At 62.4% G+C, this 16,029-nt stretch carries 16 protein-coding genes; 12 read left to right on the forward strand and 4 right to left on the reverse strand.

The window, feature by feature from the left end:
* Window positions 1-64: 64 nt before the first annotated feature.
* Together IPK59_15505 and IPK59_15510 are read left to right on the forward strand one after the other, a co-directional pair.
* Window positions 65-391, forward strand: coding sequence for a DUF559 domain-containing protein (locus tag IPK59_15505; GenBank protein ID MBK8160105.1), 327 nt, complete (start codon window positions 65-67; stop codon window positions 389-391).
* Window positions 388-1,548 carry a coproporphyrinogen III oxidase gene (locus IPK59_15510; GenBank protein MBK8160106.1) on the forward strand — a complete coding sequence of 387 codons (1,161 nt, stop codon included), beginning with the start codon at window positions 388-390 and terminating at the stop codon, window positions 1,546-1,548. Before IPK59_15505 ends, IPK59_15510 begins: the two co-directional genes overlap by 4 nt.
* Window positions 1,549-1,552: 4 nt before the next feature.
* On the opposite strand, the gene IPK59_15515 is transcribed toward IPK59_15510, so the two are convergent.
* The gene (locus IPK59_15515; GenBank protein MBK8160107.1) at window positions 1,553-2,731 is read right to left on the reverse strand and encodes a penicillin-binding protein activator; all 1,179 of its coding nucleotides are present in this window, start codon (window positions 2,729-2,731) and stop codon (window positions 1,553-1,555) included.
* Window positions 2,732-2,838: 107 nt separating this feature from the next.
* Between IPK59_15515 and rsmI the strand changes: the two genes are divergently transcribed.
* From rsmI to gshB, 5 genes are all read left to right on the forward strand, one after another.
* Window positions 2,839-3,756: a 16S rRNA (cytidine(1402)-2'-O)-methyltransferase gene (gene rsmI, locus IPK59_15520; protein MBK8160108.1), complete on the forward strand. Its 918-nt coding sequence runs from the start codon at window positions 2,839-2,841 to the stop codon at window positions 3,754-3,756.
* Window positions 3,746-4,126 (forward strand): YraN family protein, encoded by a 381-nt coding sequence (locus tag IPK59_15525; GenBank protein ID MBK8160109.1) that lies wholly within the window; start codon window positions 3,746-3,748, stop codon window positions 4,124-4,126. The genes rsmI and IPK59_15525 overlap by 11 nt, the downstream gene beginning before the upstream one ends.
* 208 nt (window positions 4,127-4,334) lie before the next feature.
* Window positions 4,335-5,021 (forward strand): BON domain-containing protein, encoded by a 687-nt coding sequence (locus IPK59_15530; protein MBK8160110.1) that lies wholly within the window; start codon window positions 4,335-4,337, stop codon window positions 5,019-5,021.
* 51 nt (window positions 5,022-5,072) lie between these two features.
* Window positions 5,073-5,924 (forward strand): transglutaminase family protein, encoded by an 852-nt coding sequence (locus tag IPK59_15535; GenBank protein MBK8160111.1) that lies wholly within the window; start codon window positions 5,073-5,075, stop codon window positions 5,922-5,924.
* Between the two features lie 62 nt (window positions 5,925-5,986).
* Complete coding sequence (gene gshB, locus IPK59_15540) at window positions 5,987-6,925, forward strand: glutathione synthase (GenBank protein ID MBK8160112.1); 939 nt, start codon at window positions 5,987-5,989, stop codon at window positions 6,923-6,925.
* Between the two features lie 18 nt (window positions 6,926-6,943).
* On the opposite strand, the gene IPK59_15545 is transcribed toward gshB, so the two are convergent.
* Window positions 6,944-8,614, reverse strand: a complete 1,671-nt coding sequence (locus IPK59_15545; protein ID MBK8160113.1) for a calcium-binding protein — start codon at window positions 8,612-8,614, stop codon at window positions 6,944-6,946.
* A gap of 174 nt (window positions 8,615-8,788) precedes the next feature.
* Complete coding sequence (locus tag IPK59_15550) at window positions 8,789-9,757, reverse strand: DMT family transporter (GenBank protein ID MBK8160114.1); 969 nt, start codon at window positions 9,755-9,757, stop codon at window positions 8,789-8,791.
* Window positions 9,758-9,882: 125 nt separating this feature from the next.
* On the opposite strand from IPK59_15550, the gene IPK59_15555 reads away from it, so the two are divergent.
* From IPK59_15555 to IPK59_15575, 5 genes are all read left to right on the forward strand, one after another.
* The gene (locus tag IPK59_15555) at window positions 9,883-11,919 is read left to right on the forward strand and encodes a caspase family protein (protein ID MBK8160115.1); all 2,037 of its coding nucleotides are present in this window, start codon (window positions 9,883-9,885) and stop codon (window positions 11,917-11,919) included.
* 106 nt (window positions 11,920-12,025) lie between these two features.
* On the forward strand, window positions 12,026-12,445 hold the full coding sequence (locus tag IPK59_15560; protein ID MBK8160116.1) for a transcriptional repressor: 420 nt from the start codon (window positions 12,026-12,028) through the stop codon (window positions 12,443-12,445).
* Window positions 12,446-12,627: 182 nt separating this feature from the next.
* Window positions 12,628-13,047, forward strand: a complete 420-nt coding sequence (locus IPK59_15565; protein ID MBK8160117.1) for a rubrerythrin — start codon at window positions 12,628-12,630, stop codon at window positions 13,045-13,047.
* Between the two features lie 161 nt (window positions 13,048-13,208).
* The gene (locus IPK59_15570; protein ID MBK8160118.1) at window positions 13,209-14,540 is read left to right on the forward strand and encodes a glycerol-3-phosphate dehydrogenase; all 1,332 of its coding nucleotides are present in this window, start codon (window positions 13,209-13,211) and stop codon (window positions 14,538-14,540) included.
* A gap of 174 nt (window positions 14,541-14,714) precedes the next feature.
* Window positions 14,715-15,308, forward strand: coding sequence for a DUF3501 family protein (locus tag IPK59_15575; protein ID MBK8160119.1), 594 nt, complete (start codon window positions 14,715-14,717; stop codon window positions 15,306-15,308).
* Window positions 15,309-15,441: 133 nt separating this feature from the next.
* Here the strand turns inward: IPK59_15575 and IPK59_15580 are convergent, their stop codons facing one another.
* Window positions 15,442-15,807, reverse strand: coding sequence for an SH3 domain-containing protein (locus tag IPK59_15580; protein MBK8160120.1), 366 nt, complete (start codon window positions 15,805-15,807; stop codon window positions 15,442-15,444).
* Window positions 15,808-16,029 lie beyond the last annotated feature (222 nt).

Genomic DNA, 16,029 nt, shown 5'->3' on the forward strand with positions numbered 1-16,029 from the left:
TTCTGCCGTAAGATCTTTTTCCCTCTCCCCTCGCGGGAGAGGGTCAGGGTGAGGGGGTGGCGCCGTGGCGAAGACGGCTCAGGCAAAGGTCCTAAGGCGAAATTCGACGGAAGCTGAAAAGAAGCTCTGGTCGCTCCTGCGTGATCGACGGTTGCAGGGTTGGAAATTCCGTCGGCAGGTTCCGCTCGGCCCCTATATTGTCGACTTCTATTGTTCGGACGCGAAGCTGGTCATTGAAGCGGATGGTGGCCAGCACGCAGATTCTGCCGACGATGCAATCAGAACGGCTTGGCTCTCGAAGAACGGCTTTCGCGTGAAGCGCTATTGGAATAACGAAATACTCGCCAATCCGGAAGGGGTCATCATTGACCTTGTTGAGACTTTGAAGTGACGGAAGACCCCCGCGGCTTCGGCATCTATATCCATTGGCCGTTCTGCAAGGCCAAGTGCCCTTATTGCGACTTCAATTCCCATGTGCGAGAGCGCATTGAAGAAGCAGATTGGCGCGACTCATATCTCAAGGAACTGGCGCATTACGCAGCGCTGGCGCCGGGCCGGACAGTGACCAGCATCTTCTTTGGCGGCGGAACGCCCTCGTTGATGGATCCTGGGACAGCAGAGACAGTCATAGACGCGGTCGCCCGGCATTGGCGGGTTGCCAACGATATCGAGATCACGCTGGAGGCCAATCCCACATCGGTCGAGAGCGCCAAACTCAAGAGCTTTCGCCAGGCCGGCGTCAACCGCATCTCGCTCGGCATCCAGGCGCTTGATGATGCCGATCTCAGATTTCTGGGGCGCCAGCACAATCAGCATGAAGCGTTGACCGCCCTTGAACTGGCCGCCAGTATTTTTGATCGCTTCACCTTTGACCTCATCTATGCGCGCCCCGGCCAGACGCCGGTGGCTTGGGAGAAGGAACTCGCCCGCGCAATGACCTTCGCCGCCGACCACCTCTCGCTCTACCAGCTCACCATCGAGCCTGGCACGATGTTCGAGCAGGCCTATGCGCGCGGCGATTTCGTGCTGCCGACTGAAGATGTGCAGGCGGAGCTGTTCGAACTCACCCAAGCGCGCCTGGGCGATGCCGGGCTGGTCGCCTACGAAATTTCCAACCATGCGCGGCCGGGTTCGGAATCACGCCACAATTTGACCTATTGGCGCTATGGCGATTATGTCGGCATCGGCCCCGGCGCGCATGGCCGCCTGACGCTGGAGGACCGCAAATTCGCCACCCGCCAGCACCGCGCGCCTGAACGCTGGCTGGAAATGGTGGCTGAGCAGGGCCATGCCACGCGGCAATATGACGAGGTCGGTCGCGATGCCCGGGTGAGCGAAATCACCATGATGGGCCTGCGGCTCGCCGAGGGTATTCCGCTTGCGCGTTTCGAAGCGGAGGCCGGCCGACCATTCGCCGAGTGCTTCGATCCCGCGCACGTGAAGCGGCTGACGGAGGGCGGCTTTATCGAAATCCGCCATGAACGCCTGACCGCCACGGAAGCTGGCCGTCAGCGCCTCGATGCTGTGCTGGGCGGGTTGCTCGGCTAGGGCGTCAGTTGATCATCGCGGCGAAGCTGCCGGGCGCCGGGTCCTTGACGGTGAAGGTGCCTGGCGCCACTTCCATGACGGCGAGGCCGCGCTCCGTCTTGCCATCGGCATTCAAACGAAAGACGCCGGTTACGCCGGCAAAGCCCGATGGGTCTGTCATGCGCGTCGGCGAGAAGTCGCCACCTTCCTTTGACTGCGCCAAGGCCACAGCCAGCGTAACGGCATCATAGACAATGCCGGCGCGGGGGTCCGGCTGCGTGCCATAGAGGGCGGTGTAGCGCTGTGCGAAGGATTGCCAGCGTTCCGGCGCGGGGGCGGCAAACCAGCCACCCACGAGGGCGCCTTCGGCGGCCGTCGCCGGATCCTGCCATTGCGACGTGCCGAGAAGTCGAACGAGTCCGGTCGGGATCTCGAAGGCCGGCAGCATGGCGGCAAATGCCCGCAGCTTCTGGCCGCCTTCCGGGATCATCAGCGCGTCGAACCCGCTGCGCTTGTAGGCATCGGCTATTTCGCGCACGGGCAAAGTAAGGTCAGGCGATTTGGGGTCGTAAAACACCACTTGCGAGATGGTGCCGCCGACCTTGACCACCGCCTCCTGATAGGCACTGAGCACGATCCGCCCGAAGGGCGAATTCGGCGTCATGATGGCAAAGCGCTTGACCTGCTGCGACGCGGCATAGGCGACGACGCGGCTGATCTGGCTTTCAGGCGTGACGCCGAGGACGTAGACACCCGGCTGTGCCTGGGAATTGTCGTTGCTGAAGCTCACCATCGGCACGCGGGCGGCCATGGCCGGAATGGCGGCCTGCTTCAATTCGGCACCGAAGAGCGGCCCCAGCATGATGTCGACCTTGTCGGCCAGTGCATCGCGGGCGGCGGCGGCGGGGCCGCCGGAAGTTGCACTGTCCCGCGGGACCAGCTTGAAATTGTCGCCGCCGACGTCAAACAGGCCCATTTCAGCCGCCTGAAGCATGGAACGTCCGAGGGTCGCCTGCGGCCCGGAGAGGGGCAGCAGGAGCCCGACCTTGATATCGGTATCGATTGGCTCGACCGGGGTGCTTGGCGCCTGAACCACGGGCGCAGGTGCTGGGGCGGGGGCTGGCTGGCTTACCGGCGGTGGTGGAGCTACGGTGGGGGCGCAGGCGGTCAGAACCGTGGCGGCCAGCAGCACGAAGCTCGACAAAGCAGTGCCGGCCAGTGCAGGTAGAAAGCGCCGTGGCCGCGAATGGCACCTATACCCGCGCGTCGAAACAAACATGATGACTCCGGCAATAATCAGAATGAGCAATGATGGCGAAGCCTAACGACAGAGACCGCTCAAGTAAACCGGCGCCAGGCGAGATCAGGCCGGTACAGGTCGGTGAATTGGGCCTGGTGGCGACGCCGATCGGCAATCTTGGTGACCTTTCCGTCCGCGCCGCCGACTATCTCCGGACGGCGGATTCGATCGCCTGCGAAGATTCCCGGATCACCATCCGTCTGCTGCAGCATTTGGGTATCAAGAAGCCGCTTCTCTCCTATCACGACCACAATGCCGACGAAATGCGGCCAAGGCTGATCGAACGCCTGCAGCGTGGCGAAAAGATGGCATTGGTGTCGGATGCCGGCACGCCGCTGATCTCGGATCCGGGTTTCAAGCTGGTGCGGGAGGTGGCGAGTCTCGGCATTCCGGTGACGGCACTGCCCGGCCCCTCCGCGCCGATCATGGCACTCATCCTCTCAGGCCTGCCGACGGACCGGTTCCTGTTCCTGGGCTTCCTCTCTGCCAAATCCGCCGCCAGGCGGTCGGAACTGGAAGACGTGTCCAGCCTGCGCGCGTCGCTGATCCTGTTCGAGACGGCACCGCGCCTGGTGGCTGCCTTGGGTGATCTGCGCGCAGTCCTGGGCGACCGGCCGGCGGCGGTGGCGCGCGAACTCACCAAGATGTTCGAGGAGGTGCGCCGGGGGTCACTGCAGGAATTGCTCGACCACTACACCGAGGCCGGCCCCCCCAAGGGGGAGATCGTCATCGTGATCGGGCCGCCCTTGGCCGAGCTGGCCAATGCGGCCATCGACCTTGATGCCGCCCTGCTGAAGGCATTGGGCGCCATGAGGGTCAAGGAAGCCGCCGAAGCGGTGGCCGCTGCCACCAACCTACCCAAGCGGCAGGTCTATCAGCGGGCTCTTGAGCTCAAGCAGCAGGGTGGGGAGGCGGAGGGTGACGACTGACCGCCGCCGCCAGCGCGGTGCCAAGGCCCGGCGGCGCGGCCATCTGGCCGAGATTCTGGCCGTCGCCTATCTCCGGCTGAAGGGCTACCGGATCCTGGAGCGGAACTGGCGCTCGAAGCTTGGCGAGATCGATATCCTGGTCAGGAAAGGCGGAATCCTGGCATTGGTTGAGGTCAAGACCCGTGCCGATGCCGGATTGGCCAGCGGGGCCCTGCTGGGGCCGCAGCGCCACCGGTTGATGCGGGCCCTCGCGCATTACCTGAAGACCCGGCCCGAACTCGCCGGCCTGGATCTGCGCTGCGATGTGGTGGCTTTGGGGCGGTTCGGCTGGCCGGTCCACCTCAAGGATGCCTGGCGCCCTGAGGGGTGATCTGGGCTTCCGACAGCAAGGCCTGACAGCTACTTAGCAGCCGTCCTTTATCCGTCTCTTGAGCTCGACTCGCACTTAGGGCATGATTCGGCCCATGAATCCGGCCTTGCCGTCCATTTTGATCGCTGACCGTCCAGACCAGCCGCGACACCGTGTCGGCGGGTGGTCTTGGTGTTTGATGGGTGCGGCGCTCCTGATTCCGGGGTTTTTGACCGGCTGCTCGCCGATCGGCACCGCGGTCGGTGTCGCCGCCACGACCATCAACCTGGCGACCCAGGAACGGGGCCTGGTGAAGGGTGTCGACGATAATCTGACCTGGATCGGCATCAACCAGCGCCTTCTCGAAAAGGATCAGTACCTGTTTCAGAAGGTCAGCCTGCAGGTCCACGAAGGCAGGGTGCTGCTCACCGGGTTCGTGCAGAAGCCCGAAGACCGGCTGGAAGCGACCAACATCGCCTGGCAGTCGAGCGGCGTGCGCGAGGTGATGAACGAGATCAAGATCGGGCGTGGTCTCGACCTTGGCGACTATTCCGAAGACGCGTGGCTGATACAGCGCCTGCGCCTCAAGATCATGGCCGACAGTCAGGTCCGGGCCAACAATTTCAGCATCGATTGCATTCGCTCGACGATCTATCTGATGGGTGTCGCGCAGGACGCCACGGAACGCCAGCGCGTGATCGACCATGCCCGCGATATCGCCTATGTGCACGACGTGGTGAGCCGCGTTCGCCTGGCCGATGATCCATTGCCACCGGTACCGGCAAAGCCCGCGCCGGAGGTGGCGCCGGTCATGGCGGCGCAGCAGGAACCTCTGCCGGCAGCTCCCGGTCAGCCCTCTTCCACATCGACGCCGGAATCGTCGGACGGTGTTCCGCAGGCATTGCCATTGCCTTGATGCGCTCGTCGTGAAACTCATTCCTCGGTAACATCATCAGACCATGACAGCATGAACGGCAGCGCGGATATCGAGGCTGACCTCAACCGGATTGGCGCACAACCCGACGCCCTGATCGATCTTGCCGAGGCGGCGTTGGCGTTGGCGGCATGCAACCGACCTGATGTCGACCGTCACGCCTATCGTGCGCATCTTGCTGCCATCGCCGACGCGATGCGGCAGGCATCGGTTCTGCCGGAGATAGCGCAACCAGGTGCTGATGGCCTCGATGCGCGTTGCCGAACTCTCGCCGATATCATGGCTGGCCAGTTTTCCTACCGCGGCGACCGGGTCAACTATGACGATGTCCAGAATGCGGACCTGATGCGCGTGATTGACCGCCGGCAGGGGCTGCCCGTGGCGCTGGCCATCCTCTACATCCATGCCGCGCGCAGCCTGGGATGGGCCGTGGAAGGGGTCAATTTCCCCGGTCATTTTGTCATCCGCCTGTTTCACGACGGCAAGGCAGCGATTCTCGATCCCTTTGATGGTGGGCGCATGCTGGAAACCGGCGATCTCCGGCAGCGCCTCAAATCCACCATCGGCGAGGCAGCCGAGCTGCAGCCCAGCCACTACGCGGCCGTCGGGAATCGCGATATCCTGTTGCGCCTGCAAAACAACATCAAGGTGCGACTGATCCAGGATGGCGATCTGCCCGGCGCAGCGGCGGTGGTGGAACGCATGTTGCTGGTGGCGCCCGAGGCAGCAGGCTTCTGGCGGGAGGCTGGCCTCATCCATTCACGCCTTGGCAACCTCCTGGCAGCGAGATTGGCTTTGTCACGGTTCCTGGAGCTTGCCGACAACGAAACGCAACGGCATCAGGTGGCCCGGCTGCTCCAGGACATCACGCAGCGCCTGCAATAGGTCATTGCGCCCCATCCCGACACCGCTAAACTGCCGGCCACACAAGACAAGAGAGTTCAACCATGTCGCTGACTGTCGCCATTCAAATGGATCCTGTTGAAAGCATCGATATTGATGGTGATTCCAGCTTTGTCCTGGGCCTGGCAGCGCAGCGTCGCGGCTATCGCCTGTACCACTATCATCCCCGCCAGCTTTCCTGGCGCGACGGCAAGGTGACGGCACGGGCGCGGCCGGTCGAGTTCCGCCGCGAGCGTGGCAACCATGCGACCTTGGGCGCGGAGGAGGTCGTCGACCTGTCGAAGCTTGATGTGATCCTGATGCGACAGGATCCGCCCTTCGACATGGCCTATATCACCGCGACCCATATTCTGGAGCGCATCCACCCCGATACGCTGGTGGTGAACGATCCGGGTCATGTTCGCAATGCACCGGAAAAACTCTCGGTGACCGAGTTCCAGAATGTGATGCCGCCGACGCTCATCACCAGCGACCGGCAGGAGATCCTGGCGTTCCGCGCCGAGCACAAGGACATCATCGTCAAGCCGTTGTTCGGCAATGGCGGCGCCGGTGTCTTTCATGTGAAGCCCGATGATGAGAACCTCGCCTCGCTCCTGGAGATGTTTACGCAGTTCTATCGCGAGCCGATCCAGATCCAGCGCTATGAACCGGCGGTGCGGCTGGGCGACAAGCGCATCATCCTGATCGACGGCAAGGCAGTGGGTGCGATCAACCGGGTCCCGGCCGCGGGCGAGGCGCGCAGCAACATGCATGTCGGGGGGCAGGCGGTGAAGTCGACACTGACCAAGCGTGAAGTGGAAATCTGCGAAATCATCGGGCCGGAATTGAAGAAGCGTGGCCTGATCTTCGTCGGTATTGATGTGATTGGCGACTACCTCACCGAAATCAACGTGACCTCACCCACCGGCCTGCAGCAGATAAACCGCTTCGATGGCGTCTGCCTCGAAGACCAGATCTGGGACGCGATCGAAGCCAGGCTCTGACCGCGTCCCTTTTTCTGACTAGGCGAACTCGAAATTCGACGTGGTGAGATCGGTGGTCGTGGTGGCGAAGCGCGTCAGTGCCACCGCGCCTTCCGACCCGCTGCCATCGGCATCCCACCAGACCGCGCCGGTCGAGACCAGGAAATAGCCATGGCCGGCATCGGGCGGTGTCGGCAGGGTCTTGCTCGCCGAGAACAGCAGGTAATCCTCGATCGCGGCATCGTCGGCAATGCCAAAGGCCGCCCGGTCGAAGGCAATGCTGTCTTCGGCGACGTTGAAGTCCTTGATCGTGTCGATACCGGCTTCAAGGCCGAAGGAGAAGGTGTCGGCGCCGGCACCGCCCGTCAGCGTGTCATTGCCGACACCGCCGATGAGGACGTCGTCACCGGCATCGCCGAAGATCCGGTCCTCGCCCTCGACTCCCCACAGAACGTCGCCGTCATTGCCGCCATAGAGTGAGTCATTGCCGGTTTCGCCAGTCATCTGATCGGCGCCATCGCCGCCAGTCAGACTGTCGTTGCCGTCCCCGCCAAGAAGGACATCACTGCCGGTCCCGCCATCGAGCGAATCGTTCCCTCCATCGCCCTGCAGCGTGTCATCACCGGCATCGCCAAACAGCTTGTCGATGCCGTCGGCGCCCCACAGGTAGTCGCTGCCGTCGCCACCCGAGAGCGTGTCATTGCCGGCATCGCCAATGAGTTGGTCGTTGCCGATACCGCCATTGAGCGTGTCCGTGCCTTCCCCACCCCAGGCCGTGTCGTCACCGTCGCCGCCATTGAGGGTGTCATTGCCGATTTCGCCGCTGAGGCTGTCATTGCCGGCCCCGCCATTGAGCGTATCGATGCCGTCGCCGCCCATCAGGAAATCGTTGTCGGCATCGCCGTTCAGCGTGTCGTTGCCGGCATCACCCCAGATGACATCTGAGCCGAGGCCACCGGCGATCACGTCATTGCCGTTGCCGCCCAGCAACTGATCGTCGCCGACATCGCCCGACAGGGTGTCTTCGCCGTCTTCGCCGAACAGAATGTCATTGCCGTCGCCGCCCGCGAGCGTATCGTTGCCGAATTCGCCATTGAGTTGGTCATTGCCGGCCTCGCCATAGACCTTGTCGTCGCCGAAACCACCCCACAGGCGGTCGTCGCCGTTATTGCCGTAGAGCTTGTCATTGCCGTCGTCGCCGATGACCTGATCATTGCCTTCGCCACCGGAGACCGTATCGTTGCCGGCGCCGCCTCGAACGTCGTCGTCACCATTGCCGCCATTGACGAAGTCGTCGCCCTCATCGGCGGCGATATAGTCGTTGCCATCGTCGCCGCGCAAGGTGTCGATCCCGGCGCCGCCCCAGATGAAGTCGTTGCCGCTACCGCCGGAAACGTAGTCGTTTCCATTTTCGCCATAAAGCTGGTCGTCGCCGGCATCGCCGCGCAGGGAATCGTTCTCCTCGCCGCCCCACAGCCCGTCATTGCCATTGCCGCCATAGAGCTGGTCCAGGCCGATATCGCCGATCAGAAAATCATGGCCGTTGCCGCCATTGAGAATGTCGTTGCCGGCAAATCCGAACAGCGAATCATTGTCGTCAGCCGGTCCCTGATCACCGGGCAGATTGGAGATCGCCCAGCCGCTGATCGTGTCGGCAAGCTCGGTGCCGAGTATTTCTTCCGACGCATTCGTCCCGTTGATGATAGCCACGATTGCCTACTCCCCATGACGTTGCAGAGGAGAAAAGCATAGTAAAAAGGCCCCGTTTTGCGGCACGAATTAAGTCATCATTGATTTCGCTTGGGAATGCCGGAAAACATTTAGATCATGGTGATAGGTCGGCAGAATATCGTCAAAATCAGGCGACAACTGAGCTCTTGAATCCTATTGGCTGACGGGCAGCGACGGCGTCGCTTGTCGCCGGCGCGCGCGGGCGAGCGTTGTTTCGCGGTGAATGATGTAGATGCCGCTTGCCACCACAACCAGGCCGCCGATGATCAAATACCTGTCCGGTAATTCATCGAACAGCATGGACCCGAGCAGGAAGCCATAGACCAGGGCCATGTAGTCGAACGGCGCCACGACGGAGACCGAGGCGCGGCGGAAGGCGGTGGTGAGAGCAATCTGGGCGATTCCGCCCATGATGCCGATGGCCACCAGCAGGCCGATTTCGGGCCCGAATTGCGGCCAGTGCCAGCGGAGCGCGGGATCAACGGCACCCAGCGGCAAGGTGAACAGCGACGCGACGGTCGCGAACAGCGTGAAATAGAAGACAATCGTGGTCGGTGGTTCGGTATCGGCGAGGCGGCGGATCGAGATCATCGCGAGCGCATAGAACACGGATGCCAGCAGCGGCACGAGGGCCGCGGGGTCGAACACGCCGGAGCCGGGACGCGTCATGATGAGCACCCCGACAAACCCCACAATGACCGCGCTCCAGCGGCGCCAGCCGACCTTCTCGCCAAGCAAGGGGACCGAGAGCACCGTCAGGAAGATCGGGCCGGAAAGGCCAAGGGCGATCGCCTCGGACAGCGGCAGCAGCTTGTAGGACCAGAAGAAGAAATACATCGCCGACACGCCGAAGAGGCTGCGCCAGACATGCCCCCAGGGCCGCGCGGTGCGGAACTGCAGGCGCCGCTCCACCAACAGCATGTAGCTGAGCAGCGGCAGGAATGCGAACAGGTTGCGCACGAAGACCAGTTCGCCGGTCGGGTAATGGTAGGTTTCCGACACATGCTTGATGATGCTGTCCATCGATGTGAAGAGAAAGACAGCAAGGTTCATCAGCAGGATCGCCTGGACGGGGCGGTCGCCAGACGCAAGGTTCCGGGCGGGTTTGGGCAAGGCGGGCATAGGGGGAATTCTGACCTGGATACGCGGCGGGAAGGGAACAAGCACCATAACGTGCTGCTGACTGTGGCGGAAGGCGGCGTATCGCGCTATTTATGGCGGCTGGGGTAGCTGCGACGGGTAACAACGTGCCGAACCCGCTTTTCGCCAAGACGTTCGCACTTGCGCTGGCCATCGGCCTGTCGTTGCTGGGACATCTGTCACCGGCGCGGGCCGAACCGCGCGTGGCCCTGGTGATCGGCAACGCCGAATATGGCAGCGAGATGGGGCGTTTGCCCAACCCCGCACGCGACGCCGCCTTGATGGAAAAATCCCTGAGCGCCGCCGGGTTCGAGGTGATCGCCATCACCGATGCCGACCAGAAGGCCATGAAACGGGCGATCAGCGACTTCGGCAAACGCCTGACCGCAGCCGGCCCAGACGCCACCGCCCTGTTCTACTACTCAGGCCATGGCCTGCAGGTGGCGGGCGAGAACTACCTCAGTCCGGTCCAGGCCCATATCACGGCCGAAGCCGATGTCGATCTTGAGGCGATCTCCGCCGACACGATCCTAAAACAGATGCAGTTCGCATCGGCGCGCGTGAACATCATCATCCTTGATGCCTGCCGCAACAATCCTCTGCCGCGTGGATTTCGGTCGGCGCAGATGGGACTTGCCCGCATGGAGGCGCCGCGTGGCTCCTTCGTCGCATATTCGACAGCGCCGGGTGAAGTGGCGACCGATGGCAGTGGGCAGAACTCGCCCTATACAGCAGCCCTGGCTGCCGCGATCACCACGCCCGGCCTCTCCATCGAGGAGGCCTTTCGCACGGTGCGCGGGAGTGTCCTCACCGAAACCGGCAACACGCAGACGCCTTGGGAATCCTCGTCGCTGACAGCGCCGTTCTTTTTCACCCCGGTCGACGTGCCAGCCGAAGCGCCGGACGTCGCGCAGGGTCCAAGGGAGGTAGAACTTGCTTTCTGGAATTCGATCAAGGACAGCAAGGATCCGGCCGATTTTGTTGCCTATCTTGAAGAATACCCGCAGGGAAATTTTACCCGTCTCGCCAGGAACCGCCTCAACATGCTGACTGGGGCAAGTGTCGCGCAAGCCGCGCCGCCGACCGTGGAGACGGCACCAGCGACGTCGCCGGACGTGGCAAGTGCCGCGACCGACGCGCCGGAGAAGGCGCTGGACAATGCACCGAGCGATCCGGTTGCCGCCGCCGAAATCTGCCACAGTGAAACCGCCGCCGCCGAGCAGCGACTTACCGCTTGCCAGACTGCCTTGAACCGGGAGGGCCTCGACGATATTGCCAAGGCCGATTTCACGAATGAGATCGGTCGTGCCCATTACGAGCTTTCGCACTATGACGAGGCCATTGCCGCCTATCGCGCGGCGATGTTGCTCGATCCCAAGCAGCCCGCCTATCCTGCCAATCTCGGATTGGCGTTGTCCGATAGCGGAAAGTATCAGGAGGCGATCGCTGCCTACGACCAGGCCGTGGCACTCGACCCGAAGAATGTCTGGAATTTCTACAACCGCGGTTCTGCCTATCTCAACACCGGCGCGCCGGCCAAGGCCGCGGCCGATCTCGATGCAGCACTCGCCATCGACGAGAACTTCGACCTGCTGGCATCGCGTGGCTTCATCAGTCTCGCTGAGGGCAAGGAATCGGATGCTGCGGATTACACCGTGCGCGCCATGGCGACGGATGGCGAGGCGGCCAGCCTGCAGAGCATCGCCCTTCTCTATCTCCTGGAGCGCGACAGCGACGCGGTCGCCATGGTCGATCGTCTGATCAGGCAGAATACCGGCTACGGCTATGGCGAGATCTGGAAGGCCATGTTGCTCATGCGGCAGGGCAATTCGGGTGCTGCGCGGTCGCTCATGGCCAAGACCCTGGAGGATCACGGCAAGGACTGGCCGGGCATGCTGATGCGCTGGATGCTCGGCAAATATGACGATGCGACCCTGCTCTCCAAGGCCCATGAGGGCACCAGGCAGGATGTCCAGAACCAGTTATGCGAAGCCAATTTCTATCTGGGTGTCCGTAGCCTGGAAAATGGCGACAAGGCCCAAGCCATCGCTTTCTTCACCGATGCCGCGGCGACCGAGGTCTTCAATTACATCGAATACCATGTCGCCAACGCCTACCTGCTTCGCCTCAAGGCCGCCGATTGATGCCCGCCAGCTCAATGATCTGGGGCCTTATTCCCATCGGGTCACAATCTTGAGCGGTTTTAGATTTCGGCTTTTCACTCTGATCCCGTTGCATTAAGGTTTTTGCATGGAAACCAAGCGGCCCTTCACATCGATTCTCGCCAAGCTCAAGGATGCTGGCTTGCGCCCCACCCGTCAGCGCTTGTCACTCGCCAAGCTCCTGTTCGAGGGCGGCGACCGCCACATCTCGGCGGAGGATCTCCATGCCGAGGCCGTGGCGAACCGGATCTCGGTGTCGCTGGCCACGATCTACAACACGCTCCACCAGTTCACGAGTGCGGGCCTGCTGCGGGAAGTGGTGGTTGAGCCGGGCCGCTCCTACTTCGACAACAACATCACCTCGCATCATCATTTCTTCGTCGAGGGCGAGGGGAAGCTGATCGACATTCCGGCATCGGAAGTGGCCCTGAGCCAGCTGCCGGCGGCGCCCGCGGGCATGAAAGTCTCGCGCGTGGACGTCATCGTTCGACTTGCGAATGATAATTAATTCGCTAATTAGATCAGTCACTAAACCTACTCATTAAAACGATTCCAATCTGTTGACAGGGTCTGGGCCGAGGCATAGATTCGGTCCACCAACAAGCTTGTCGCGGCGCGCTCTGCCTGTTTCAAAAGAAGACGGAACCCCGCACCAAGATCCGCGCAACCCATTTAGCTAGGGAGACGAAAATGGCCGCTCTGAAGGGCTCCAAGACCGAGGGCAATCTGAAGGACGCATTTGCCGGCGAAAGCCAGGCTAACCGACGCTACCTCTATTTCGCACAGAAGGCCGATGTCGAAGGTTACAACGACGTCGCCGCCGTGTTCCGCTCGACCGCGGAAGGCGAGACCGGCCACGCGCACGGCCATCTCGAATTCCTCGAGGAAGTCGGCGATCCGGCGACGGGTCTGCCGATCGGCGCGACCGCGCCCAATCTGAAAGCCTCGATTGCCGGTGAAACCCACGAATACACCGACATGTATCCGGGCATGGCGCGCACCGCGCGCGAAGAAGGCTTCGACGAGATCGCCGACTGGTTCGAGACTCTGGCGAAGGCTGAAAAGTCCCATGCCGGCCGCTTCCAGAAAGCGCTCGACACCCTGGGCTGACGCACAAGACCCCTCACCCCAACCCCTCTCCCCGCAAGCGCGGGGCGAGGGGCCAGTTGCCGGTCTCGCTGGAAACTCCCTCGCCCCACGAAGTGGGGAGAGGGTCGGGGTGAGGGGTCTTCAAGTTTTCTCCTGCAACCGAACGTGCGAGGGATGGGTCCATGCGCGAAGGCAGCCTGGAGGCACCGGTTCGCCACAAGATCGATTGGCAGAACCCCGATTTCTACGACAAGGGCAAGCTCGACGCGGAAATGCACCGCGCCTTCGAGATCTGTCACGGGTGCCGTCGTTGTTTCAACCTGTGCGATTCATTCCCGCGCCTCTTCGACCTCGTGGATGCCAGCCCCGACGAAGTAGCCGGTGTCGCCACCGCGGATTACAAGCAGGTGGTCGATGCCTGCACGTTGTGCGACCTCTGCTTCATGACGAAATGCCCCTATGTGCCGCCGCATGAATGGGCGCTCGATTTTCCGCACCTCATGCTGCGCTACCGTGCCGCCGAGTTACAACAAGGCAGGAACGACAAGATCTATGGCCAGCTGACCGAGACCGATCGCAACGGCAAGGCCGCCGGCATGCTGGCGCCGATTGCCAATGCCGTCACAGAAAGCACTGTCGCGCGCCAGGTGATGGAAAAGGTCGTGGGCATCGACCACCGCGCCCATCTGCCGAAATTCCACGGCCGCACTTTGGTGCTGCGCGCCATGGAGAACAAGCCGGAGGTCAACAAGGAAGCCCCCGCCTATGGCCGCAAGGCCGTGCTCTATGCGACCTGCTTTGCCAATTACAACAACCCGGATATCGGCATGGCCGCGATCCAGGTGCTGGCGAAGAACGGCGTCGAGACCGAGGTCGTCTATCCGCGCTGCTGCGGCATGCCGCAGCTGGAGCAGGGCGACATCGCCCGCGTCGCCGACCATGCCCACTCCGTCGCGGATGCGTTGCTGCCCTATGTCGAGCAGGGCTATGACGTGGTGGCTCTGGTGCCGTCCTGCTCGCTCATGCTGAAATTTGAATGGCCGCTCATTCTGCCCGACGAGGACAAGATCAAGCGGCTCTCGCAAGCGACGTTCGACATTTCGGAATATGTCGTCGACATCGCCAAGCGCGATGGCCTGGCGCCTGGACTGCAGCCGATGGAGGGTGGTGTTGCCTTGCACATCGCCTGCCATGCGCGGGCGCAGAACATGGGCCAGAAGGCCACCGAGATGCTGAAGCTCATTCCGGAGGCGGATCTTGCCGTGATCGAGCGCTGCTCGGGCCATGGCGGCGCCTGGGGCGTGCTCAAGGAGAATTTCGACATCGCCCTCAAGATCGGCAAGCCGGTGGCGCGCCAAATGATGAACTCCGGCAAGCGCCAGATTTCGTCGGAATGCCCGCTGGCAGGTGCCCATATCCTGCAAGGCATCGGTGTCCTGAAGCCAGGCGAACAACTGGCTGAAGAGGCGCCGCACCCGATCGAGCTGTTTGCCCGGGCCTACGGGTTGATGTGAGGACGCATTTGATCGGTCTGCCCTGATAGAACACGCCCCCTCTCCCCTCGCGGGAGAGGGTCGGGGTGAGGGGTTAGATCGAGCGAGACTGAAATCAAAGACCCCTCACCCAACCCTCTCCCGCGAGGGGAGAGGGCTTGAGGTTCACTCCGCAAGAACCGAACGGACTCCGACATGACCACCCGTAAAAAATCCATCACCGCTGCCGATATCCTGCCGATCGCCGACTACACCAAGATCCGGTCGGAGAAACGGAAGGCCGTGGTCGCCATCAAGAAAAAGCGCCGCATGGAAGTTGGCCCCGTGGCGACGTTCTATTTCGAGAGCTACGACACCATGCTGCAGCAGGTGCAGGAAATGCTCTATATCGAGAAGGGCGGCGATGCGCAGCTGGTCGATGAATTGCGCGCCTACAACCCGCTCATCCCCAAGGGTCGCGAGCTGGTGGCGACCGTCATGTTCGAGATCGACGATCCGGTGCGGCGCACCAACTTCCTCAACCGCCTCGGCGGTGTCGAGCATACCGCCTTCCTGAAATTCGCCGGCGAGACCGTGAAGGGCGTGCCGGAGGAAGACCAGGACCGCACCAACGAACAGGGCAAGGCCTCATCCGTGCAGTTCATCCACTTCCCGCTTACGGATGCGCAGGCGGCGGCGTTCAAGCAAGGCGGCCAGCAGATCATCCTGGGCTTCGATCACCCGGCCTATGCGCATATGGCGGTGATCGGCGAAGAAACGCGGGCGGCGCTGGCGGGCGATCTGGACTGAGGCTCACGCTCCTTCGTCATGGTCGGCGTAGGCCGACCACCCACGAGTTTCTGTCCGTCGATCGAGCAGTAGCCAGCAAAGTCGTGGGTGGTACGCCTTCGCGTACCATGACGATAAAGAGTAGGGCGGCGCCCTAGTCTTCCAGCGTTTCGGCGGCGTAGACGCCCCAGAATTCCGTCTTCATCATCCAGCCCTTGTAGCCCTGGACTTCCAGCCGGCACCAATCGCCGGCGCATTCCAGCACGTTGAGGATGACGCCGGGATCGACCAGCGCCACCGGCAGGGCGCCGGCTTCGGGGGATTTGCGCAAAGGCCGTTGCGTGTCCCGCACCAGGACATGGCGCTTGCCGACCAGCAGGGTCGACTTTACCCAGCCCACTACCCCGTCATGGTCGCGGATGCGGCGCCAGATATCGAATTCCTCGATGATCTCGACCGGCAGCCCGGCCCGCTGATAGGTCCACAGGATGGGGTAAGTCTCGCCGGGACCGGCCCGCATATTGACCTCGCCCGATTGCAGGCTGGCAAAGCGCGGCAGCGGCAGCTTTTCCTGGGCTTGGGCCACGCCAAAAAAATGCAGGCACTCCGAATAGAGTTCAAAAGGCTCGGCGCCCGGGATTGGGCCGGATCGGATCAGCGCAGGGTTGGCAAAGACGACCAGGGCCAGGACGAGAAGAACCAGTCGCGCCAACCGGCCCAGCCGATTGCTACGGGAAGAGTG

The sequence above is a fragment of the Rhodospirillaceae bacterium genome, assembly GCA_016712715.1.
Taxonomy (GTDB): Bacteria; Pseudomonadota; Alphaproteobacteria; order Dongiales; family Dongiaceae; genus Dongia.